20 protein-coding genes are annotated in these 22,224 nt (G+C 38.1%); 12 read left to right on the forward strand and 8 right to left on the reverse strand.

Features of this window, described 5'->3' with window-relative positions; all coding sequences use genetic code 11:
• The first annotated feature begins 44 nt into the window (after window positions 1–44).
• The gene (locus tag ACQY77_RS05780; protein ID WP_421938931.1) at window positions 45–992 is read left to right on the forward strand and encodes a M28 family peptidase; all 948 of its coding nucleotides are present in this window, start codon (window positions 45–47) and stop codon (window positions 990–992) included.
• Between the two features lie 3 nt (window positions 993–995).
• Here the strand turns inward: ACQY77_RS05780 and rsmG are convergent, their stop codons facing one another.
• Complete coding sequence (gene rsmG / locus ACQY77_RS05785) at window positions 996–1,631, reverse strand: 16S rRNA (guanine(527)-N(7))-methyltransferase RsmG (RefSeq protein WP_421938930.1); 636 nt, start codon at window positions 1,629–1,631, stop codon at window positions 996–998.
• Between the two features lie 11 nt (window positions 1,632–1,642).
• A complete protein-coding gene (locus ACQY77_RS05790) occupies window positions 1,643–2,770 on the reverse strand; it encodes a glycosyltransferase (RefSeq protein WP_421938929.1) in 1,128 nt (375 codons plus the stop codon).
• 134 nt (window positions 2,771–2,904) lie between these two features.
• On the opposite strand from ACQY77_RS05790, the gene tgt reads away from it, so the two are divergent.
• From tgt to ACQY77_RS05815, 5 genes are all read left to right on the forward strand, one after another.
• Window positions 2,905–4,035 (forward strand): tRNA guanosine(34) transglycosylase Tgt, encoded by a 1,131-nt coding sequence (gene tgt, locus ACQY77_RS05795; RefSeq protein ID WP_421938928.1) that lies wholly within the window; start codon window positions 2,905–2,907, stop codon window positions 4,033–4,035.
• Between the two features lies 1 nt (window position 4,036).
• Window positions 4,037–5,140 (forward strand): LptF/LptG family permease, encoded by a 1,104-nt coding sequence (locus tag ACQY77_RS05800; RefSeq protein WP_421938927.1) that lies wholly within the window; start codon window positions 4,037–4,039, stop codon window positions 5,138–5,140.
• 1 nt (window position 5,141) lies between these two features.
• Complete coding sequence (locus tag ACQY77_RS05805) at window positions 5,142–6,020, forward strand: DMT family transporter (RefSeq protein ID WP_421938926.1); 879 nt, start codon at window positions 5,142–5,144, stop codon at window positions 6,018–6,020.
• A gap of 1,287 nt (window positions 6,021–7,307) precedes the next feature.
• A complete protein-coding gene (locus ACQY77_RS05810; RefSeq protein ID WP_421938925.1) occupies window positions 7,308–10,112 on the forward strand; it encodes a hypothetical protein in 2,805 nt (934 codons plus the stop codon).
• 3 nt (window positions 10,113–10,115) lie between these two features.
• Complete coding sequence (locus ACQY77_RS05815) at window positions 10,116–10,394, forward strand: lipopolysaccharide assembly protein LapA domain-containing protein (protein ID WP_421938924.1); 279 nt, start codon at window positions 10,116–10,118, stop codon at window positions 10,392–10,394.
• A 156-nt stretch (window positions 10,395–10,550) separates the two neighbouring features.
• On the opposite strand, the gene ACQY77_RS05820 is transcribed toward ACQY77_RS05815, so the two are convergent.
• The 6 genes from ACQY77_RS05820 to ispE all read right to left on the reverse strand — a co-directional run bounded on the left by ACQY77_RS05820 (window position 10,551) and on the right by ispE (window position 15,299).
• Window positions 10,551–10,859, reverse strand: a complete 309-nt coding sequence (locus ACQY77_RS05820; protein ID WP_421938923.1) for a hypothetical protein — start codon at window positions 10,857–10,859, stop codon at window positions 10,551–10,553.
• A gap of 74 nt (window positions 10,860–10,933) precedes the next feature.
• Window positions 10,934–11,656: a pirin family protein gene (locus tag ACQY77_RS05825; RefSeq protein WP_421938922.1), complete on the reverse strand. Its 723-nt coding sequence runs from the start codon at window positions 11,654–11,656 to the stop codon at window positions 10,934–10,936.
• A 75-nt stretch (window positions 11,657–11,731) separates the two neighbouring features.
• A complete protein-coding gene (locus tag ACQY77_RS05830; RefSeq protein WP_421938921.1) occupies window positions 11,732–12,412 on the reverse strand; it encodes a DNA alkylation repair protein in 681 nt (226 codons plus the stop codon).
• A 230-nt stretch (window positions 12,413–12,642) separates the two neighbouring features.
• On the reverse strand, window positions 12,643–13,809 hold the full coding sequence (locus ACQY77_RS05835) for a trans-sulfuration enzyme family protein (RefSeq protein ID WP_421938920.1): 1,167 nt from the start codon (window positions 13,807–13,809) through the stop codon (window positions 12,643–12,645).
• Between the two features lie 213 nt (window positions 13,810–14,022).
• Window positions 14,023–14,439 (reverse strand): OsmC family protein, encoded by a 417-nt coding sequence (locus ACQY77_RS05840; RefSeq protein ID WP_421938919.1) that lies wholly within the window; start codon window positions 14,437–14,439, stop codon window positions 14,023–14,025.
• Between the two features lie 56 nt (window positions 14,440–14,495).
• Window positions 14,496–15,299, reverse strand: a complete 804-nt coding sequence (gene ispE / locus ACQY77_RS05845; RefSeq protein WP_421942393.1) for a 4-(cytidine 5'-diphospho)-2-C-methyl-D-erythritol kinase — start codon at window positions 15,297–15,299, stop codon at window positions 14,496–14,498.
• A gap of 203 nt (window positions 15,300–15,502) precedes the next feature.
• Between ispE and ACQY77_RS05850 the strand changes: the two genes are divergently transcribed.
• The 6 genes from ACQY77_RS05850 (at window position 15,503) to ACQY77_RS05875 (ending at window position 22,217) form a co-directional block, all read left to right on the forward strand.
• Window positions 15,503–16,297: a thymidylate synthase gene (locus tag ACQY77_RS05850; RefSeq protein ID WP_421938918.1), complete on the forward strand. Its 795-nt coding sequence runs from the start codon at window positions 15,503–15,505 to the stop codon at window positions 16,295–16,297.
• Window positions 16,298–16,435: 138 nt separating this feature from the next.
• Window positions 16,436–16,639, forward strand: coding sequence for a hypothetical protein (locus ACQY77_RS05855; protein ID WP_421938917.1), 204 nt, complete (start codon window positions 16,436–16,438; stop codon window positions 16,637–16,639).
• A gap of 2 nt (window positions 16,640–16,641) precedes the next feature.
• On the forward strand, window positions 16,642–16,914 hold the full coding sequence (locus ACQY77_RS05860; protein ID WP_421938916.1) for a type II toxin-antitoxin system YafQ family toxin: 273 nt from the start codon (window positions 16,642–16,644) through the stop codon (window positions 16,912–16,914).
• A gap of 12 nt (window positions 16,915–16,926) precedes the next feature.
• Entirely contained in the window at window positions 16,927–17,418 is a 492-nt protein-coding gene (locus ACQY77_RS05865; protein ID WP_421938915.1) for a dihydrofolate reductase, read from the forward strand.
• Window positions 17,419–17,605: 187 nt separating this feature from the next.
• Window positions 17,606–20,590 (forward strand): protein translocase subunit SecDF, encoded by a 2,985-nt coding sequence (gene secDF / locus ACQY77_RS05870; protein ID WP_421938914.1) that lies wholly within the window; start codon window positions 17,606–17,608, stop codon window positions 20,588–20,590.
• Between the two features lie 295 nt (window positions 20,591–20,885).
• Entirely contained in the window at window positions 20,886–22,217 is a 1,332-nt protein-coding gene (locus tag ACQY77_RS05875; RefSeq protein ID WP_421938913.1) for an NAD(P)/FAD-dependent oxidoreductase, read from the forward strand.
• Window positions 22,218–22,224: the final 7 nt, after the last annotated feature.

A 22,224-nucleotide genomic window follows, 5' to 3' on the forward strand; every position in this document is an offset into this window, starting at 1 on the left:
TTCTTTGCCAATAATTAATATCTTTAGGCAGAAATACATTTACCATGAAAATCCTATATATTATTCCCCTGGCGTTAATGCTCAGTTGCTGTTCTTCTGTTAAAAATCAAGGTTCAGATACCACAAAACCAGATGCTCAATTACTAAAAGACGTTGAGATCCTGTCTTCAGATGCTTACCAGGGAAGGAAAACAGGTACAAAAGGTGCTGAAATGGCTCGTGCATACATCAGAGAAAGATTTCAAAAGCTGGGATTAAAATCCTATCCTCAACATGTTAACTATGCACAGGATTTTGATTTTACCTCCAGAAACGGCCAAAAAGTAAATGGCACGAACTTAATCGGCTATATCCCCGGAAAAGGAACGAACGTAATTGTAGTTTCTGCACATTATGACCACTTAGGTGTAGTTAAAGATGAGGTTTTTAATGGAGCCGATGACAATGCCTCAGGAACAGCCGGTTTATTAAAAATTGCCGCTTATTTTGCCAAAAACAAACCCAATAACACCATCATATTTGCTTCTTTCGATGCAGAGGAAATGGGTTTACAGGGTGCGAAAGCATTTGTAGCCAATCCTCCTGTACCCGTAAATACAATAGCAATCAATTTAAATATGGATATGATCAGCCATAGCGATAAAAATGAACTCTATGTTTGTGGCACATTCAAATATCCTGACTTAAAAAAATACATCGTTAATAACAATCCGAATATCAAGGTACTTCTGGGGCATGACGACCCTAAATTAGGTCATGATGACTGGACCAACCAGAGCGACCAGGGGGCATTTAATGCTAAAAACATACCCTTCTTATACTTTGGTGTGGAAGACCATAAAGATTACCACAAAGCCACCGATGAATATTCGAGCATCACAAAAGTATTCTTCAGCCATGCTGCAAACGCCGTTTTAGAGGTTGTTAAAAACGTAGATAAGCAAACTGGTTTACAGCAGTCGTTAAAAGATAAGATGATTATGAAAAACTAAAGATTACTGCGGAACGTAAACCACATACTTTGTTTCGAAGAAATCTTCCTCAAAATACGCTGAAAGCGGATAAAGTTCTGCTTTCAGTTTTGACTCTTTAATCTCTTCTGCCAGATCTCCACCCTTTAAATAAAGAATCCCATTGGGAATAGCATTAATTGATTCCTTTTTGAATTTCCCCTGAATCCATGGATAAAACTCTCCCAAACGGGTTACAGCCCTGGATACAATGAAATTAAACTTACCTTTAATTTGTTCAGCCCTCAGGTGATCTGCCTGAAGATTTTGCAATCCCAATGCTGAGGCTACTTCCTTTACTACTTTAATCTTTTTACCGATAGAATCTACGAGATGGAACTGAGTATCAGGAAATAAAATGGCTAAAGGAATGCCCGGGAAACCACCACCAGTACCTACATCCAATACAGATTCGCCCGCTTTAAACTTACAAACCATTGCAATGCCCAATGAATGTAATACATGACGTTCGTAAAGCTCTTCGATATCTTTTCTGGAAATCACATTGATTTGTGCATTCCAGTAGCTGTAAAGCTCAAATAATTGAGAGAACTGTTCAAGCTGTTTTGCTGTTAAATCAGGAAAATATTTCGTGATGATATCCGGTTTTATATCTGACATAATGTAATAACTTATTTCCAGTTGACTTTTTTCTTGCCAAATTGGGCAAGAATGGCATTCAGGGTTAAAAACAAAAACAAAAGTATATCTAAAATCGGGAACCACCAACGTAATTCACCGTAGTTTAATCTTTTCAATAATTTAGGGTATACCAGGCACCTGATAAAAAGACTCAGAAACAATATCCCGAAGGCAACATATCGTGCTTCCCAGCTCAGAAACATTGATCCTGCAAATGCAGCATAAAACAGGAACTGAAAGGTAATTTGCCAGCTCAAAATAAACTTATGTTTGGGTTTATAAAACTTACCTGCTCCAAAATGACGCTTCTTTTGCCTCAAATAACCTGACCAGGTAGTATTTGGGTTACTCCACACATGGCTATCCGGATGAAGTCTGATTGCTGTATTGTATTTATTGGCATGAGCATTCACGAATAAATCATCATCACCAGATGGGATGTGCATGTGTGCAGCAAAGCCTTTATTTTTAAAGAAAAGTGACTTCTTGTAGGCCATATTTCTACCAACCCCCATATAAGGCATGCCTTTTAAGGCAAAGGAAAGGTAATTGACGGCTGTAAAGAAGGTTTCAAACCGAATCAATGCATTTAACAGATTACGCTTCTTAAGATAAGGAGAGTAACCTAAAACGATTTCTACATTTTCATCTTCGGGTTGCTGCATATTCAGGAGCCAATTTTCGCTTGCAGGTAAACAATCAGCATCTGTAAATACGAGCCAATCGTGTTTTGCTGCTTTAATCCCCATGGTTACAGCGAACTTTTTCCCGGCTATAAACTTATCATTATCTAAAACCTTTACAATCTTCAGCTGGGCATACTCTTTAGCCATTTGCTCTAATAGCTCTTCTGTACCATCCCATGAACGATCGTTAACTACAACCACCTCGAAATTCTGATACTTCTGGTTTAATATGGAAGGTAAATATGCTGTCAGATTAGCCACTTCATTGCGAGCACAGATAATTACGCTTAATGGTTTTCGTTCTTCTAATGGTAGATCTTCAATGTAGACATTGGCCAGCCTAAGGTGCACAAACAGCACATAATAGAGTTGAACCAGGAGGCAAAAAGCAAAAAACGAGAGTATGCAAATCTCGAGCAGGGTTAATATCACGATGTTATAATAAATAGCTGCAAATTTCTCATTTTAAATCAATAATAAGCTTTTATGTTGATAAAAAATTAAACAAAAATATGCCCTCTATTTTTGCTATTTTTGGCAAATTTTTGACTAATAAAAACACACATATGAAATTCAACTTGCAGGCCAATGATCCGCTTTCAAAAGCTAGAGCAGGCACTATAACCACTGCTCATGGTGAAATCCAAACACCTATTTTCATGCCTGTAGGTACAGCCGGAACAGTTAAAGCTGTACACCAAAGAGAATTAAAGCAAGATATTGATGCTCAAATCATTCTGGGAAATACCTATCATCTATATCTCAGACCGGGATTAGACATACTGGAAAGTGCAGGTGGTTTACATAAATTTATAGGCTGGGATCGTCCTATTTTAACGGATAGCGGCGGGTACCAGGTGTATTCTCTAAGTAAAGTTCGAAAAATCAAGGAAGAAGGCGTAACCTTTCACTCTCATATTGATGGTTCCAAGCATCTTTTCACACCAGAATATGCGATGGATATCCAGCGAACTATCGGAGCAGATATCATTATGGCCTTTGATGAGTGTACCCCTTATCCTTGTGATTACACTTATGCAGCAGAATCAGTAAAAATGACCCACCGATGGTTAAAACGTTGCTGCACACATTTCGACAATACGCAGCCTAAATATGGCTTCGACCAAACCCTTTTCCCCATCGTTCAGGGTTCTGTTTATAAAGACCTGAGGATTAAATCTGCTGAATTTATTGCGAGCATGGGGCGTGAAGGCAATGCTATAGGCGGTTTATCGGTAGGCGAGCCCGCAGAAGAAATGTACGCGATGACAGAGGTAGTTTGCGACATCTTACCATCTGATAAACCCCGGTATTTAATGGGCGTTGGAACCCCTGTAAATATTCTTGAAAACATTGCATTGGGCGTTGATATGTTCGACTGCGTAATGCCTACAAGAAACGCCAGAAATGGAATGCTCTTTACCCGAAACGGGATCATTAACATCAGAAACAAAAAATGGGAAAATGATTTTTCACCTCTGGATGCAGAGAGCGATCTACATGCCGATCAGGTAACGAGCAAAGCATATTTACGTCATTTAGTGCATAGCAAAGAGATGCTTGGCGCACAAATTGCTACCTTACACAATCTCCATTTCTATTTATGGCTGGTGAAACAGGCAAGAGAAAAAATCCTGAGCGGTGAGTTTTATGAGTGGAAAAATAAAATGGTAAAAATACTAGGCAATAAGCTCTAAAATGGATTTATTAAAGGGAAGAATTAAAATCATCGACCGGTATATTATCGGCAAATACCTGGGTACATTTGTTTATACCCTGGCCATCTTCGTCATCATTATTGTGGTTTTCGATTTATCGGAAAAGATGGATGATTTTATGAAAAGCGGGCTAAGTTTCTGGGGAATTTTAAGCAAGTATTACGCAGGATCGATTCCTTTTTATGTTAATATGCTCTCACCTTTAATCAATTTTATTGCAGTAATTTTCTTTACTGCGAAGATGGCAGATCAAACAGAAATTGTTCCGATTTTAAGTGGAGGAGTAAGTTTTAACCGCTTTCTTTTTCCTTATTTTGTTTCTGCCTCTATTATTTTCTCCGCTAATCTAGTCAGTAATCTTTACATCTTACCCTATACCAATACACTTAAGAATAAGTTTGAGAATACTTATGTAAAGCGTAATGAAGCCTCGACTAAGTCTTACATCCACATGAAACTGGATAATAAAACGTTTATCTACATTGAGAATTTCGACAACAAAACAAACTCCGGATATCGTTTCACCTTAGATAACTTTGACGGCGATGTACTGAAGAAAAAGATTGTAGCAGACAATATAAAATGGGATTCGCTAAAGCGCAAGTGGCAGCTGAGCAACTATTCTGTACGCACCATCAACGGCTTGAAAGAAACCATGGTTTACGGTACAGGAAAAGTGAAAGATACCATTTTAGATATGCGTCCTGATGATTTTTCTGCCTACGATAACGTGGTTCAAAACCTGACTACGAAAGAGCTTGGAGAGAAAATCAGAAAGGAAAAAATCAGGGGAACAGGCATCATGAATGATCTCCAGTTTGAACGTTATAAAAGGTTTTTACACCCACTTTCTGCATTCGTTTTAACCCTCATTGGGGTAGCCTTATCATCAAGAAAAGTTCGTGGTGGTGTTGGGGTCTCCTTGGGTATCGGGATCATACTCAGCTTCGCTTATATTGTATTTAACCAATTCACCCAGATGTTTTCAACTAAAGGCGGACTACCTCCTTTTATAGCTGTTTTAACACCTACATTAGCCTTTGGAATACTGGGGCTATACCTTTTGAAAAGAGCACCAAAATAAGATGGATGCCGATAAAAAAAACCTCTTTATTTTACACCTTACTGTATTCGTTTGGGGATTTACAGGAGTACTTGGAAAAGTAATTTCTATAGACGCGGTACCAATGGTTTGGTACCGCGTTTTAATTGCCAGCATAACTTTGTTAGCCTGGTTTTGGTTTACCAAAACCTCTATCCGGATTACCAAAAAGCAATTCTTACAATTCTTTTTTACTGGCGCCATCGTAGCGATCCACTGGATATTTTTCTTTCATGCAATCAAGGTTTCTACCGTATCTGTTACATTGGTTTGCTTATCCTCTTTTACGCTCTTCACAGCGATTTTAGAACCTCTGATTAAGCGACAACCGCTCCAGATTGGAGACATCTTTGTAGGCCTTCTAATTATACTTGGAATCTATATGATCTTCAAGTTTGAAGGACAGTATACACTCGGTATTATCCTCGGCATTCTGGCAGCAGTAGCCTCTAGTTTATTTGGCACAATCAACTCTACTTTGGTGCAAAAAGCATCGCCATCTATCATCAGTTTTTATGAATTAGTTGGAGCCCTTTTTTGGGTAAGCCTATATAGAATCTATGATGGTTCATTAATCAATATGCATTTTAACCTTAGTGCAAGCGACTGGTTTTACCTGACCTTATTGGGCACCCTATGCACTTCCGTTGCCTATGTTGCAGGTGTTTCTGTAATGAAAACATTATCTGCTTTTAGGGTTGCATTAGTAACAAATTTAGAGCCCGTTTACGGAATCATTTTAGCCTTTGTTTTCTTTCAAAATAAGGAGCAAATGACTGGTGGCTTTTATGCGGGTGCGGTCATTGTTTTAGCTGCAGTTTTTCTTTATCCTGTTTATAAAAAATGGCGTAACAGAATCTAGTTTTTCACACATATAAAGCTCGGATTCAAACGCACCAAAACCAGCAAAAAACTAAGTATAAACCGATGGATCCTGAGAAAATATTCCAGCGAAAAAATACCTGATTTTCTATCATTTTAGCACGTCTATTCAGGATTATAAAACGAGCGTAAACTCAGCTATTTTAGTCTGGGTTAGTTTGAGCTGATGTGGCACCTCGACAGAAATGGTCTTTTTATATTGCAAGGCCTTGAGCTGGATCACCCAAAATTATCCCTAGATATAGGCTAAAAAACAGCATAAATATTCGCATTATAAGTAGGTTATTCCCGGCTAATTCGCAATTAAAAAGGTTTCACTATGCTTGATAAGCTACTTATCCTTGTTTGAAAACAAAAACGGAAAAAGGCGTAAAAAAGTGCCTTATAGTACCTGAAAACAGCGTTTTTAGGACCTTTTTCATTTTTAACAAAATCGAAAGCAAAACCGAGTCCAGTTCACAAATATTCAATTCTAATGCCGTTACATACCGAATTTGGAGGTATTTCAGGCGTTAAAATCAACTTAAAAGCATACATTTTACGAAATGAGGATCGAGAATTTCGATCAAAAACAGCGTATAACCTTACTGTAAAACCTCAGTTTTATAGGACAGCAACCGGAAAAAAACGCACTCGAAATGGAGACTTTATATCGCATCCGAGTCGGATTATCAAGCTATCGTTAGTACAACATGCCCCTAAGAAAAAGCGCCAAAATGACACAAACCTAATTTTAACTGAATGAGTAAAATGCATCATGAACAACCGATATCTGCCGGGAGGGGATTGAAAATACTCATGATTTAACGGAGAATCCGGGAGGTCAAAACACCTGATTTTCTTCATTTCTGTATAATCCACATTTTGATTTTCTGCACTAAAAATTGTGCTTCCCCTGGAATATCAACCAATGAAATTTATACTAAATAATGGGTAAAAAAAATGAAAAAGACCCTAAAAATACAACCTCATCCGTTAGGCTTTTTGCATACCTTTTTTACAACTATGAAAAAAATCGAGCAAGAAAATCGATTAATAAGTGTATATTAAAAGCATTATTCAAAATTTCAAACAAACTACAATACGAGTGCTTGCAACAACATTAAAAACCTGAAAACACGCTATTAAAACGGCCATTAAACCGAATATCCACAAAATCACAAACAACTAAATATCAAGTTATTAACATTCAAATGTTAAATTAAAAGTTAAAACATAATAAGGCAATAGAAAATTAAAAAACTAAAAATATTAGCATACATTTTTAATGAAATCACATAAAGCTATCAACATATTAAAAATCAGCCTTTTAACATTATCTATTTCAAGTTTTATTTCACCATCGGTTTTTGGTCAGATTTTCAGCACCGAACAAAACCCACTTAGTGTAAAATGGAGGTATATTTCATCTGGCGGCTTCAAAATCATTTATCCGGCAGAACTGGAGAAAGAAGGGCAAAGAATGGCCAATACCCTACCCTTCATATACCCTAAAATTGGACTGGGCTTGAGACAGCAACACACCTCCATCCCACTCCTTTTACAGAACCGGGGAACGGTTGCAAATGGCTTCGTTCAGCTGGGACCAAAGAAGTCAGAATTCTATGCTACACCGCCACAATATTTCGATAGCCAGGACTGGCTGAACAACCTGGCCGTACACGAATTGAGACACATCGCGCAGTTTGACAAATTGACAGGAAATCAAAAACATCCATTTCCTGAACTGGTTTACTTTGCTTACTTCGGTGCCGCGGTACCCACCTGGTTTTTTGAGGGAGATGCTGTAGTAAATGAAACGGCACTTACCTTTTCAGGTAGAGGCCGGCAACCTAACTGGATCATGCCTTTCCGAGCTTCGGTCTTGGAAGGTAAAAAATTCAGCTACAGCAAAGCCTATTTTGGATCGAACAGATCGGTAACTCCGGGCTACTACCAAACCGGATTTTTAATGATGGCCAATCTGAAAGAACAGCTCGGGCAATTTGTTTCAGACAGCCTGCTGAGCGACCTTAGAAAAAGACCGGTGAGACCTTACCCCTTTTCTCAAACCTTAAAAAAGATCTCGGGTTATAACACCAGGAAATTCTTTTTAAGTACTCAAAATAAAATCACCAAAAACTGGCAAGAACAGGCTTCAAAAACTGCTGTAGAAAATGTTGATATTTTGAATAAAAAACCGAGCTATGCAACGAATTATTTTCTCCCGGTTAGATTGAACAAAAAACAGATTTTAGCGCTTAAAGAAAGTAAGGCAGAAGCCAGGCATTTTGCAATTATCAACGAAGACAAAACTGAACAAAAACTATTTGGAATTGGTTATCAGGAACAGCCCTGGTTTAGCTTTAAAAATAACGTGATTGTTTGGGACGAAATACGATACGATCCAAGATATAAACAACGCAGCTATAGCGTAATATGCAGTTACAATATTGAAACTAAAAAACTCAAAAAACTTAGCAGTAAAAGCAGACTCTTTTCTCCATCACTTTCTACGGACGGAAAAAAAATTGTTGCTGTACAGGTTGACCTTAGCAATCAATTTAACCTGATAGAAATTAGCGCATCGGATGGAACGATAATCAAGAAATATTCAAATCCAGAAAATGAGATTCTGCAAACTCCATCTTTCGATTTATCAGGAAATAAAATTGCTTTCATCAGCGTAAGTGAAAACGGTAAAAACTTAAAAGTGCTCAGCAAGGGGATTATTGAAACGCTCATAGCAAACAGCAGGCAACAACTGAACCGTCCAATTTTCATTTCAGATAATATCGCCTTTAATGCACACTTCAATGGCATCGATAATATTTACCAGATTGATATTCTATCGAAGCAAATCAGTGCATTGAGCGCAGCAAAATATGGGGCATTTAACCCAACTGTTTCTGAGTCTGGAAAAATTACTTTTAACAACTATCAGGTTAATGGATATGAAATTTCAGAGAAGGAAATTATAACCGCTCCTGCTGGAGAAAACCATTTTGTAGATTTCACAGCGGCGGCTGAAAAACAAGAAAATGTTGGCAATGTTTTTCAGGGAGTTCCAGACAGTAGTTATCAATCGAAACCTTACCATGCCGGGTTAAATTTATTCAACTTCCACAGTATTGTTCCATCAATCGATAACGAGTACATCTTCGGGCTGGAGCTGCAATCCAACAATCTGCTCAATACGATGAACTTTTATACGGGCGCAAAATATCACCGCGACCTCAAGCGTTTTGAATACACAGCAGATATCAACTATAAGGCATTTTATCCTGTTTTGAGCGTCATCTACCGCAACAGACCAAAAAGAACGTTCTACAGAGCTAATAACACCCTTAAACAGGGAGATTGGCGAGAGCATTATATCAAACTTAATGCATCACTCCCATTATCGTTTAATTCGAGAAATGAAAACTTTGCTTTCAGTTTAAATGCGGCAACGAGTTACACGCGCAGATACCTGCCTGAGAATATGCCAAACAACTTCATCAGAGAACTTAAATTCCCGATGGAATACAGCTTTGCATTTAACCACAGTGTACGTACAACAGAGCGGGATATCGCCCCAAAGTGGGCACAGGTTTTTAGAGCAAGCTACAATCACCAGCCTTTCGACCCTAATCTTAAAGGCGAGATTTTAGCACTTGGGAGCTTCTTTTATTTTCCTGGTTTTTTTCACAACCATTCTTTTCTGGCTAGCTTCAATTATCAAAAAGCAACCGGTGTGAATCAATATGCGACAGACATTTCGACCGTGTATGGCTACAACAATATTTTAGCAAAAAGCAAACTTGAAAATACCTTACTTTTCAATTACCGTTTTCCTTTCGCTTTTCCGGATTGGGAGATTGGTCCGCTCGCCTATGTGAGAAATTTCAGGGCAGGTTTATTTTGCCATTACGAAAACATCGGAAAGGAAACCAACTTTGGAGAACCCAAAACTTATGGGGTAGAACTGAACAGTAGTTTAAACATTTTACGGTACCAGCCTGTTGTTGATGTGGGAGCAAGATTAGTTTTCGTTAATAAAGTTTACAATCAAAATCCGATATTAGAGTTTTCTTTTAATTATAGCTTTTAAACCATGAGTGGAAAAACCATCTTCATTATTGCACTGACAGCCTTACTAACCATTTTCTTAATGGTAAACACTGAGCCTGTTGATTTCGACTTTCTTGTAACAACCGTTCCTGTTTCAAAGCTTCTGGTAATTGGAATCTGTATTGTAATTGGTTTTATTATCGGATTTATTGTTGGCCGCCCGAGAAAAACGCTGAGCAGCTATGATGATGAGATTGCCAGAAATCAGGCCAACGGGAACAAAAAGGAACTAAGCGATGAAGACAGGGATTATATTAGCTAGTAACACGATACGGGGATTTTAGAGGTTCAAGGTCAGGTTGCAAAACATGAAGCTTGTGATACCCCCGCACAGCCCCTTTTTCCTTGTCAACACTTGTAGGGATTGAAATAGAAACTGATGCAATTGGACCAGAATATATTTGATTCTGGAAATCAGTTAGCCCTCCTCCCGCAAGGCTGACATTATTTCGCCGTACAGCAAGCCACTGCCACCTCCATAATGCTGCACAATTTTTAAGCCTGGCCTTAGCGCGGATAATGTTGTCCGCAACTTTTGTTCATCCCCATGATTGATTCCATTTCCGAGCAACACCAAATCCAGGTGCTGTTCCTTACAAACAGATATCGCTTCCTCATCTGAACATACGCAAATGCCAGTCCATTCTTCTCTTGCATTTAACAAACGGTTCATTACAACAGTAATATCAGCATCTCTTCCGACGTAAAGTATGGTTAAAGGCATCATATTTTTTAGGTTAAATCATATGGGCTTACCGGAAAATCCTGGCAAGCCCATTATGAACACTATAATTATCCAATTTAATTTAGTTCCATTGGCACATCCATCAGCAACACTTCCGCTCCTTCAGAATCAGCTCTAAAATTAAGTGTATCCGTATCCCAAACACCTATTGCATCTCTTTTACCTAATTTTTGTCCATTAATGGTTACTTCTCCGCTAATTACAAATGCATAAACACCATTTCCAGCTTTTTTGATTTTATAATCAGTTTCAAAGCCCTGATCAAATTTTCCGAGCGCAAACCAGGCATCCTGATGAATCCAAACACCCTCATCCGCTGCATCAGGAGATAAAATCTGCTGAAAATTATTGTGACGGGCTTCTACATTCAAAGCCTGCTGATCGTACCTTGGTGTAACATTTTTCTTGTTTGGAAACAGCCAGATTTGCAATAAATTTAATTGTTCATCTGCATTGGCATTAAATTCACTGTGACTAACGCCTGTACCTGCACTCATCACCTGGATCTCGCCGCTTTTTATTACTGCTGAATTACCCATGCTGTCTTTGTGTGCAATTGCACCTGCTAGTGGAATCGTAATGATTTCCATATTATCATGAGGATGCGCACCAAAACCCATTCCACCGTCAATTGAGTCGTCATTTAAAACCCTTAATACGCCAAAATGCATGCGCTCCGGATTATAATAATTTGCGAAGCTAAATGAGTGATGTGCATTTAACCAACCATGATTAGCATGACCTCTGGTGTTTGCTGGATGCAAAATAAACTGTGACATAAATTTCCTTTCTTGTTTATGATACAAATTTACCGCAGGCAAGGTTTTAAAACATTGATGTAGGATAAGTAATTGTTAAAGCTTAAGTTTTTCGGATACTTTCTGCCCTTCAAGTTCTCTCAAAGCATCTAATGCTATCCAATTTGCCTTCTTATTGTTTTGGGAGAGAATATTATGTGCAGTTTGTATTGCGTATGGATGTAAAAACGCATTTCGCTTTCCAATTTGTCTTAAGGCCCAGTTAATGGCTTTTTTAACGAAGTTTCGGCTATCATAAGCTTCCCGCTCAATAATTGGAAGAAAAGACAAAAAGGTTTCGTCAGGTTCTTTTTTGAGGTGTACAGCAGCAACTGCCATGAGCACAAATCCTGTTCGCTTTACAAATACCGCTTCTGCCTGACTAAACTCCAATACCTTGGGCATAAAATAAGGCGTTTTAACAAACAGATTAGCACAAGCCTGATCACAGATATCCCATGAATTGAAATCTTTCGTCCAGGCGTTTATTTGAGCCTCATCTACTTGTTTGTAATCACCAATGAAAGTTGCTAATAATCTGGCTTCGTGAATTTCAGTTTTCCAGAGTTCGAGAGAAAGAGCCTGATTTTTTCCTACTTGTTTGGCCAACGTCCTGATATCTGGAACACGGATTCCAAAGGCTTTAGCAATGTCGATCCCAAAGTGAGCCATTTTTTCCAGATAAGCCGGTTCGCTCATAGATTTCAGCTCAGTTAAGATAAATTCTACATCGTTCATGAAGCTAATTTAGTGGTTTAATTGTTTAGTTGTGGAGGTGGCGAGTTGTTTAAAAGTATCAAGAATCAAGTAGCAAGAATCAAGTAGCAAGAATCAAGAATTCAGTTTAAAGTATCAATACTGATTGTATTATAAGTGCTTTTGTTTTATCCTTTAGCTGCTGATACAAACGCAAAGCGGGGCTATCGTACCGATGCCCCGCTGAATTTACTATGCTTAAATAAGCAGTTTTATGCTAATGCCTGCTCAATATCAGCAAGTATATCATTGATGTGTTCAAGTCCTATAGATAAACGAATGGATCCTTGCTCAATCCCCACCTCATTGCGCTGCTCTTCTGTTAATTTGCTATGCGTACTGGTAGCCGGATGTGTTGCAATGGAACGGGTATCCGCTAAATTCGCAGAAATAGAGAACATTTTTAGGCTGTCCATAAATTTACGTGCACCTTCTACTCCTCCATCTACTACAATGGTTACAATACCACCACCTTGCTTCATTTGCTTCTTCGCAATTTCGTACTGCGGATGTGATGGCAGGAAAGGATATTTTACCAATTTTATTTTAGGGTGTTTCTCCAAGTATTCAGCTACTTTTAAGGCGTTGTCGCAATGACGATCCATTCTAATAGCCAATGTTTCTAAACTCTTCGATAAAATCCATGCACTAAACGGCGATAAAGCTGGTCCACTGTGACGGGCGAAACCTACCACTTCAGCAATCAGTTCTTTGGTACCTAAAATAATACCACCCAAAACACGCCCTTGGCCATCAATATATTTAGTAGCCGAATGAATAGAAATATGTGCGCCAAATTTGATAGGCTGTTGTAAATATGGGGTAGCAAAACAATTATCAACCACCAAAAGAAGATTATGCTTCCTGGCCAGATCACCTAAAAATTCCAGATCAATAATATCTATACCAGGATTAGAAGGCGTTTCTACAAAGATCATTTTGGTATTAGACTTAATTAAGCCCTCCCAATCCTGCGGCTTATCCAAATCGGCGTAATCAAAAGTGATTCCCCATTTAGAAAAAACATTGGTCAGCAATTGGTGAGTAGAACCAAAAACAGATCGGCTGGAGACGATATGATCGCCGTTTTTCAGAAAGGCACCAAAAGTGGTAAAAATCGCAGCCATACCTGTTGCTGTAGCAAATCCATCTTCTGCACCTTCTAAAAGGCACATTTTTTCGATAAACTCAGAGGTATTTGGATTTGAATAACGGCTATACACATTCCCTTCCTTCTCATTGGCAAATAAGGCGCGCATTTCTTCTGCATCATCAAATTTATAGCTCGAAGTGAGGTAAATTGGCGATGAATGCTCTTTGTGTAAGCTGCGTTCGGTTTGAGTGCGTATAGCTATGGTTTCAAAATTTTCGGATTTCATTATAAATTGTTAGTGTCGGTATTTTTTTGTGTTGAGGTGTTAGTATCGAGTATCAAGATATTAGTATCAAGTATCAAGACGTTAGTATCAAGCATTAAGACATCAGTATCAAGACTATAATGTCAAGTAGAATAACTCCTTCATTAGAAGCAAGATCATTATCCAAGTACCATTCCTCTTTCTACTTTTAACTTTGTACTTTCAACTTTTTTATTATTTATTAATTTTATAAGTAAAGTTAATGGTTGCTGATCGTCCTAAGATGTTGGAAACGGAGCAATATTTATCAAAAGTCATGGCCAGGGCGCGTTCTACTTTTGGAGTGCTTAAATCGCCATACAAATCGAAGTGAATATCAATAACATCAAATATAGGGGGCATTTCTTCATCCTTTCTACTCGCATTTATTGCTATTTTAATGTCGTCAAGTGGCTCTTTTTGTTTTGTTAATACGTTTACCATATCTATCCCGCTACATCCTCCTAAACCTACCAATAGCATTTCCATTGGTCTAAAACCCTTACCCTCGCCACCAATGGCAGCTTTTGCATCTAATTCTACAGTGAAACCGCTTTCATTTTCGGCTTCGAAATTAAACTTACCGCTTTTGCGGATGAGATTTATATTCATGTTTGTTAGTATAAAGTAGCCAGCCTCAAGTATCAAACTATTGAGCCCAGCCTAAATTAAATATCGTAATAAACTAAGTTAGGTTGTTCCAGTTCGGGTAATTTCACCGCTTTGTTAAAAAGGGCAAAAACAGATGAGCCGCTTCCACTCATAAGAGCAAATACTGCGCCTGCATCGTATAAACTGGTTTTTATTTGATGAATTTGGGGATATTTAACGAATACCGAATCTTCGAAATCGTTGATTACCTTATTTTTCCATGTTGTTGGAGACAAATGTATGATTTCTTTTAGGGAATGCAAAGGCTTTCGTGGTTTTATATGCGCGTAGGCATCCCCGGTGCTCACATGTATTGGGGGTTTTACTAAAACCTTAAAATAAGCTGACAAATCAATTTCGCAACTTTCAAACTCATCACCCTTATTAAAGGCGTACACAGGTTTATTTTCGATAAAAAAGGCACAGTCGGTCCCCAATTTACGCGCATAGTTTTGCATGGCTTCAACTGAAAGCCCTAAGTTAAACTTTTGATTAAGCAACTTGATTACAAAGGCACAATCAGCAGATCCTCCACCTAAGCCGGCTCCCACAGGAATATTTTTTAGCAGGTTGATTTGCTGAGGCGGTAATCCAAAATCAGCATTTAACATGTGGTAGGCCTTTACACAGAGATTGTCCTGTGCATCTCCCGGGATATGAATACCGTGGATTTTGCAGGAAGTCAATTCGGCATCCGAAATTTCTACAGCATCTTTAAGTCCGATCGGATAAAAAACAGTCTCCAGGTTATGATAGCCATCGGCACGTTTTTCTGTTATGTTTAAACCCAGGTTTATTTTTGCGTTTGGAAAGGATAGCATTTTAGTTGCGCGTCTGAAGTCATAAGTTTTGAGTCCGTATTGCCAAAACAAACGGATGGCTCATTTTGCAAACATACAAAAGTCAGGCTTGTTTAAAAATTGCATTTTGTCGAAAACTAAAAAGTTCAACCCATGATAAATTTTAGATATTTGCAATTGATCAATTATTTACAATTTGAAAACCCTTTTTGGGGTGATGGGTTATGAAACAATATTTAGATTTAATGCAGCATGTGCTGGATAATGGCACACAAAAACATGATCGTACTGGCACTGGAACTATCAGCGTTTTCGGTCATCAGATGCGTTTTAACCTTCAGGAAGGCTTTCCAATGGTTACAACCAAAAAGCTCCATCTTAAATCCATTATTCATGAACTCATCTGGTTTTTATCAGGCGATACCAATATTAAATATTTAAAAGACAATGGCGTTCGGATTTGGGATGAATGGGCAGATGAAAACGGAAATTTAGGACCTGTTTATGGTTCTCAGTGGAGAAGCTGGCCTACACCTGACGGGAAACACATCGATCAGATTACTAATATCATCAATACCATTAAAAACAATCCTGATTCAAGAAGAATTATTGTTTCAGCATGGAATGTTGCCGAGATTGAAAACATGGCCCTTCCGCCATGCCATGCCTTTTTCCAGTTCTATGTAGCCGATGGTAAATTAAGCTGCCAATTGTATCAACGCAGTGCAGATATATTTTTAGGTGTTCCCTTTAATATTGCATCTTACGCACTACTTACCATGATGGTTGCCCAGGTTTGCGATCTGGAAGCGGGTGATTTCGTCCATACCCTCGGAGATGCCCATTTATACAACAACCACATTGAGCAGGCACAGCTTCAATTGAGCAGAGATCCGAAACCACTACCTCAAATGAAGATTAACCCTGAAGTGAAAAGCATATTTGATTTCAAATTTGAAGATTTTACATTAGAAAATTATGAGGCACACCCACACATTAAAGGCATTGTAGCTGTATAGCTGCCAGCCCCTGAAGGGAAATTAATTGACTATCATAAATAGATAGTATTTATGAGCCCAGCTGTTTATCAACAGAATAAACCGTCACTCAATTATACTGTCGAACAATGAGTAACAATAATTGTTATATTTGTAATTATGGAAACATTTCTAATTAGTGTCCCCGAACAAAAAACAAATCTTGTTAAGCAGTTACTAAAGGAGCTTGGTGTAACCATTACTCCAAATACTGATAAACAGCCAAATAAAAAAACACTGGCTTCCATGACCAAAACCAGTAAAGGCAAGGATTTGACTAAAACTTCAAGTCATGAGGATTTGATGAATAAGTTAAATTCCTAAAAATGTATAGCCTGTCTTTTTCAACTCAATTTAAAAAAGATTATAAGCGCTGTTTAAAAAGAAGGTATGATATTTCAATTCTTGAGATTGTATTGCAAACCTTAAGAGAAACCGGAACCCTACCTTCGAAATTCAAGCCTCATTTATTAAGTGGAGATTATGCTGGTTTTTGGGAGTGCCATATCAAAAGTGACTGGTTAATGATATGGTTTCAAAATAATGACACAAAAGAAATCTATCTTGATAGATTAGGAACACATTCAGATTTATTTTAACAACATTTTTTAATGTCTATTAGTATCGCAGTCGCCGTAGGCGAAAACTTTGCCATTGGCAAAAACAATCAGCTCTTGTGGCATATGCCTGCTGACCTAAAATTCTTTAAACAAACCACAACCGGTCATACGGTGATTATGGGGCGCAAGACTTTCGATTCTGTCGGCAGACCCCTACCCAACAGAAGAAATATTGTGATTACCAGAGACACTCAATTAAAAATTAATGGAGTAGAAGTTGTTAATAGCTTGCCTGAAGCGCTGGAAATCACAAAAGAAGAAGAAAAACCCGTATTTATTGTTGGCGGAGCAGAAATTTATAAACAAGCGCTTCCCCTTACACATACCTTATTTTTAACGACTATTCATCACCAATTTGAGGCAGATACCTTTTTTCCTCCCATCAACAGGTCAGAATGGAAAGTCGTAAAATCGGAAAGGCATGCGGCAGATGAAAAAAATCCCTACGATTATACCTTCGAGGTATTGGAAAGAATTAAATGAGGTTTGAGCGCTTTGCCGATAATATTAAGCGAATTTAATTCCATCTTAGGGGGCAAACGCGACATTTGTTAACGATTAAAAATTAATCTTAATAAATTATCAATTAGGAGGTTCTATAATTTAAAAATTTAATTAGATTTGCCGACTTGTTAAAAAACAGCGAAAGACAAATTATTTTAAACAAAAAATGCAAGGAAAAGGTTTTATTAAGTTTATAGCGATAGTTTTAGCTATCGTTTGTGCGTACGGCCTCTCTTTTACTTTAGTTTCCTCTAAGGTAGAAAAAGACGCAAAAAACTATGCGAAAGGTGATTTAGCAAAAGAAAAGGCTTACTTAGACTCGATGAGTGGTGAGAAAGTTTACCCGTTATTGGGTTTTACTTATCAGAATGTAAAATCGAAAGAGATTAATTTAGGTCTAGACTTAAAAGGCGGGATGAACGTAACGATGGAGATATCGTTAGCAGAATTGGTAAAATCATTAGCAGGCAATCCTACTGATGCTAATTTCAACCAGGCTGTACAAAATGCTCAAACCCAATTAAATGCTGGTGGCAAAGATTACATCAAATTATTTGTAAATGAGTTTGAAAAATTAAGCCCGGGCGTTAAACTTGCAGATTTCTTCTCTAACCAAGACAATGCTTCTCAATTAAAAGCTAACGCAAGCAACTCAGAGGTTCAATCTTTCTTATCGAAAGAGGCTTCAAGTGCGATTGATCGCTCATTTATCATCTTACGTTCACGTATTGATGGTTTTGGTGTGGTGAGTCCAAACATGCAAAAGCAAGAGGGCAGTAACCGGATCTTAATCGAGATGCCCGGTGTTCAGGATAAAGAGCGTATTTCGAAACTTTTACAAGGTTCTGCAGAACTTCAATTCTGGCAAGTATACCAGGTACAAGAAGTTTATCCTTTGTTAGAAAACATTAACAAAACTTTAGCTGCTACTTTAAAAACAACTGCTCCTGCTGCAGATACTACAGCTAAAAAAGCTGAAGGCGGTAAATTAGCGGGTTTAGAAAAAGCTGCTACAAAAGACAGCGCTGATGCTAAAGGTGGTAAACTTGCTGGCTTAGGTAAAAAAGACTCTACAGCTTTAAAAGCTGAGTTCACAAAAACTAATCCTTTGTATACTGTTTTAAGCTTGCCTATCTATCAAGGTGAAAATGGTCAACAACAATTAATGCCAGGTGCAGTTGTTGGTTTAGCTTTACAAAAAGATACGGCTAAAGTTAATGCATACTTTAAAGTCCCTGAGGTTGCTGCAGCTATTCCTTCTACAATGAAGTTTATGTGGAGCGTTAAACCTAGAGAAAATTCTAAAGTATTCGAGCTTTATGCCATTAAAGCTACAAATGCAGATGGTAAACCAGATCTAGGTGGCGAAGCAATCAGCGATTCCCGTAACGACTTTGATCAAAAAGGAAAACCAGAGGTTACCATGTACATGACCAGCGAAGGCGCTGCTAAATGGAAAAAAATTACTGCTGAAGCTTCTGCTGATCCTCAAAATAAAAAAGCAATTGCAATTGTATTAGATAATCAGGTGTATTCTGCTCCTACTGTACAAAACGAAATTCCTAATGGTATTTCGTCAATCACAGGAAGCTTTACACAGGATGATACAAAGGATTTAGCCAACATCTTAAAAGCTGGTAAACTACCTGCTCCTGCTCGTATTGCAGGAAGTTTCGTTGTAGGACCTACTTTAGGTGCTCAGGCAATCCACGATGGTTTAATTTCATTTGTTATCGCGTTTATTGTAATCTTAGTCTTCATGGCATTGTATTATCACCGTGCCGGCTGGATTGCTAACCTTGCTTTATTAATCAACTTATTCTTCATCATTGGTATCCTGGTATCATTTGGTGCAGTGTTAACTTTACCTGGTATTGCCGGTATTGTTTTAACCATTGGTTTATCCGTAGATGCGAACATTCTGATCTTCGAGCGCGTGCGTGAAGAATTAGCACATGGAAAGAGTACGCCTGTTGCAATCAAAGAGGGTTTCAAACATGCAATGCCTTCAATTATTGACTCAAACGTTACAGTATTCATTTTAGGAGCTATCCTTTATGCATTCGGTAGTGGTCCGGTTAGAGGTTTTGCAACTACTTTATGTATTGGTATTCTTTCTTCTCTATTTGCAGCTGTTGCAATCTCTAGAGTAGTATTTGAATCTTTACTTAACCGTAAAATCGATATCAGTTTTGATAATAGTGTAACCAGAAACGCATTTAAAAATATTTCATTCAACTTCGTTGGACGTCGTAAAATTTATTATGCAATATCTTCAATCATCATTGTTTTAGGTATCGTTTTCTACTTCAAAAATGGTGGTTTAAACTTAGGTGTTGATTTCAAAGGTGGTAGAACTTACCTGGTGCATTTCGATCAGGCTGTTAGCACGGAAGATATAAAATCAAAATTAACTCCTGCATTTGGTAATGAAACGCCTGAGGTTAAAACTGCTGGTGAAGATAGTCAGGTAAAAATTACCACAACTTTCCATATCGAAGATCAGGATGTTAAAACTGATAAGTTAGTAGAAGATGCATTGAACAAAGGTTTAGCTGGTTCTAAATACGAGGTCGTAAGTTCACAAAAAGTAACGCCAATTATTGCGAGTGATATTGTAAACGGTGCTTTATATGCAGTATTGATCTCATGCTTGTTCATGTTTATCTACATTGTAATCCAGTTTAAAAAATGGCAATATGGTTTAGGTGCGGTAATCGCATTGTTCCATGACGTGCTAATGGTACTTTCATTCTATACTATTTTAGATGGTGTATTGCCATTCTCACTGGAAATTGGCCAGGATTTCATCGCAGCCATCTTAACGGTAATGGGTTATACCATGACAGAGACAGTTGTTGTATTTGACCGTATCCGTGAACGCTTGAAAGATGCCGGAAAAGCTGATTTACACGGTGAGGAACGTAATAACTTAATCAACTTTGCCTTAAACAGCACATTGAGCCGTACGATCTTAACCTCATTAACCGTATTCTTCGTGTTATTGGTTATCTTCATCTTTGGTGGAGACAGTATCCGCGGATTTATCTTCGCCTTATTGATTGGTCGTATCATCGGTACTTACTCATCTTTATGTATCTCTACTCCTATCGTAATCGATTTGGGTAGCTCAGAAGAAAAGAAAAAATAGATTTTAAAATCTTAAATATAAAAAGCGTCTTGATCTAGTATCAAGACGCTTTTTTTGTATCAGGTGTTTATTACCAATGTATTAGAAGCTAGTTACACAAACCTAAAGCAGTTAAGTTTTCGTCTGTACGCCACTTTCAACTTGAGACTTTCAACTTCTACTCTTTACACCTAACCTTAACAGTCATCGCAACGTTATATCTCATTTTCGGATCGGATTTATTGTTCAAAACGGCATTCAATAAACCTTTTGGCCATCTTTTTGTTACATTCGTATAGATTAAAACCGGTAAAACATGGATTTACAACTTCCTAAAAGTGAATATCCCAGAGTAGTAATTGTTGGTGGCGGATTTGGTGGTATTGAACTTGCTAAAAGATTAAAGAATAAGCCTTTTCAGGTAGTAATGCTCGATAAGCACAACTATCATACTTTCCAGCCCCTGCTTTATCAGGTGGCAACAGGTGGTTTAGAGCCTGATTCTATAGCATTCCCCCTCAGAAAAATTTTTAAAGGACAGAAAAACTTTATATTCAGGGTAACGAAAGTAACACAAGTTGTTTCATCAGAAAACTATGTCCTAACCGATATCGGTAAAGTAAATTATGATTATCTGGTAATAGCGACCGGATCGACCAGTAATTTCTTTGGCAACACAGAGATCGAGACCAATGCAATGCCAATGAAATCCATCCCAGAAGCACTGGATTTAAGAAGTCTTATTTTACAGAATTTCGAAAAATCACTTATTGAAAAAGATCTCAATAAAAAAGTTGCCCTACTTAATTTTGTAGTCGTTGGAGGCGGTCCAACCGGTGTAGAAACAGCTGGAGCCATTGCAGAGCTTAAAAAACATGTGATACCCAATGATTATCCAGAAATGGATATCAGTAAGGTTAATATCTATCTGATAGAAAATTCTCCCGAGTTATTGGGTGCCATGTCACCACAGGCGCAACAGAAGGCTAAAGACTTCCTTACCAAAATGGGAGTTGAAGTAATGAATACTACCCGTGTATTGGGATATGATGGCCATACCCTAACCTTGCAAGATAAAGCACCTATCCTAAGTTCTTCAGTGATCTGGAGTGCAGGTGTAAAGGGTGAAGTGATTCCTGGTCTGGATAAAGCTGAAGTAGTTCGAGGGGGCAGGATAAAAACTGATACTCATAATCTGGTTGTCGGCTATCTGAATATTTATGCCATTGGCGATGTTGCGGCAATTATTGATGAAGAAACGCCAAATGGTCATCCAGGCGTAGCACCTGCTGCCATTCAGCAAGGCCACCAGCTTGCCAAAAATCTGATAAATATTAGGGAGAATAAACCTTTAGAAAAATTCAAATACTTCGACAAGGGATCTATGGCTACAGTAGGCAGGAACAAAGCTGTGGTAGATATCGGCAAGATACGTTTTCAAGGTGTTTTTGCCTGGTTTACCTGGATGTTTGTACATTTGATGACACTGGTAGGATTTAGGAATAAAATCATTGTTTTTGTAAACTGGGTTTGGAGCTACTTTAGCTATGATAGAGGCACCAGGCTGATCATTAGAACCTTTGCGAAAGACAGAAGCATAGATTATCGGTCTGAAGTTCCCAGTGTAAAAGAAGTAAAAACACCTTAACCACAAA

Origin of the sequence: Pedobacter sp. (assembly GCF_965279535.1) — a bacterium.
Taxonomy (GTDB): Bacteria; Bacteroidota; Bacteroidia; order Sphingobacteriales; family Sphingobacteriaceae; genus Pedobacter.

Excerpts from the sequence above, each read along its gene's own strand:
- ACQY77_RS05815 (WP_421938924.1), top strand. The coding sequence starts at position 10,116 with ATGAGTGGAAAAACCATCTTCATTATTGCACTGACAGCCTTACTAACC.
- ACQY77_RS05830 (WP_421938921.1), bottom strand. The coding sequence starts at position 12,412 with ATGAACGATGTAGAATTTATCTTAACTGAGCTGAAATCTATGAGCGAA.
- ACQY77_RS05860 (WP_421938916.1), top strand. The coding sequence starts at position 16,642 with ATGTATAGCCTGTCTTTTTCAACTCAATTTAAAAAAGATTATAAGCGC.
- ACQY77_RS05810 (WP_421938925.1), top strand. The coding sequence starts at position 7,308 with ATGAAATCACATAAAGCTATCAACATATTAAAAATCAGCCTTTTAACA.
- secDF (WP_421938914.1), top strand. The coding sequence starts at position 17,606 with ATGCAAGGAAAAGGTTTTATTAAGTTTATAGCGATAGTTTTAGCTATC.
- ACQY77_RS05855 (WP_421938917.1), top strand. The coding sequence starts at position 16,436 with ATGGAAACATTTCTAATTAGTGTCCCCGAACAAAAAACAAATCTTGTT.
- ACQY77_RS05850 (WP_421938918.1), top strand. The coding sequence starts at position 15,503 with ATGAAACAATATTTAGATTTAATGCAGCATGTGCTGGATAATGGCACA.
- ACQY77_RS05875 (WP_421938913.1), top strand. The coding sequence starts at position 20,886 with ATGGATTTACAACTTCCTAAAAGTGAATATCCCAGAGTAGTAATTGTT.
- ACQY77_RS05835 (WP_421938920.1), bottom strand. The coding sequence starts at position 13,809 with ATGAAATCCGAAAATTTTGAAACCATAGCTATACGCACTCAAACCGAA.
- ispE (WP_421942393.1), bottom strand. The coding sequence starts at position 15,299 with ATGCTATCCTTTCCAAACGCAAAAATAAACCTGGGTTTAAACATAACA.
- ACQY77_RS05805 (WP_421938926.1), top strand. The coding sequence starts at position 5,142 with ATGGATGCCGATAAAAAAAACCTCTTTATTTTACACCTTACTGTATTC.
- rsmG (WP_421938930.1), bottom strand. The coding sequence starts at position 1,631 with ATGTCAGATATAAAACCGGATATCATCACGAAATATTTTCCTGATTTA.
- ACQY77_RS05780 (WP_421938931.1), top strand. The coding sequence starts at position 45 with ATGAAAATCCTATATATTATTCCCCTGGCGTTAATGCTCAGTTGCTGT.
- ACQY77_RS05800 (WP_421938927.1), top strand. The coding sequence starts at position 4,037 with ATGGATTTATTAAAGGGAAGAATTAAAATCATCGACCGGTATATTATC.
- tgt (WP_421938928.1), top strand. The coding sequence starts at position 2,905 with ATGAAATTCAACTTGCAGGCCAATGATCCGCTTTCAAAAGCTAGAGCA.
- ACQY77_RS05825 (WP_421938922.1), bottom strand. The coding sequence starts at position 11,656 with ATGTCACAGTTTATTTTGCATCCAGCAAACACCAGAGGTCATGCTAAT.
- ACQY77_RS05820 (WP_421938923.1), bottom strand. The coding sequence starts at position 10,859 with ATGATGCCTTTAACCATACTTTACGTCGGAAGAGATGCTGATATTACT.
- ACQY77_RS05865 (WP_421938915.1), top strand. The coding sequence starts at position 16,927 with ATGTCTATTAGTATCGCAGTCGCCGTAGGCGAAAACTTTGCCATTGGC.
- ACQY77_RS05840 (WP_421938919.1), bottom strand. The coding sequence starts at position 14,439 with ATGAATATAAATCTCATCCGCAAAAGCGGTAAGTTTAATTTCGAAGCC.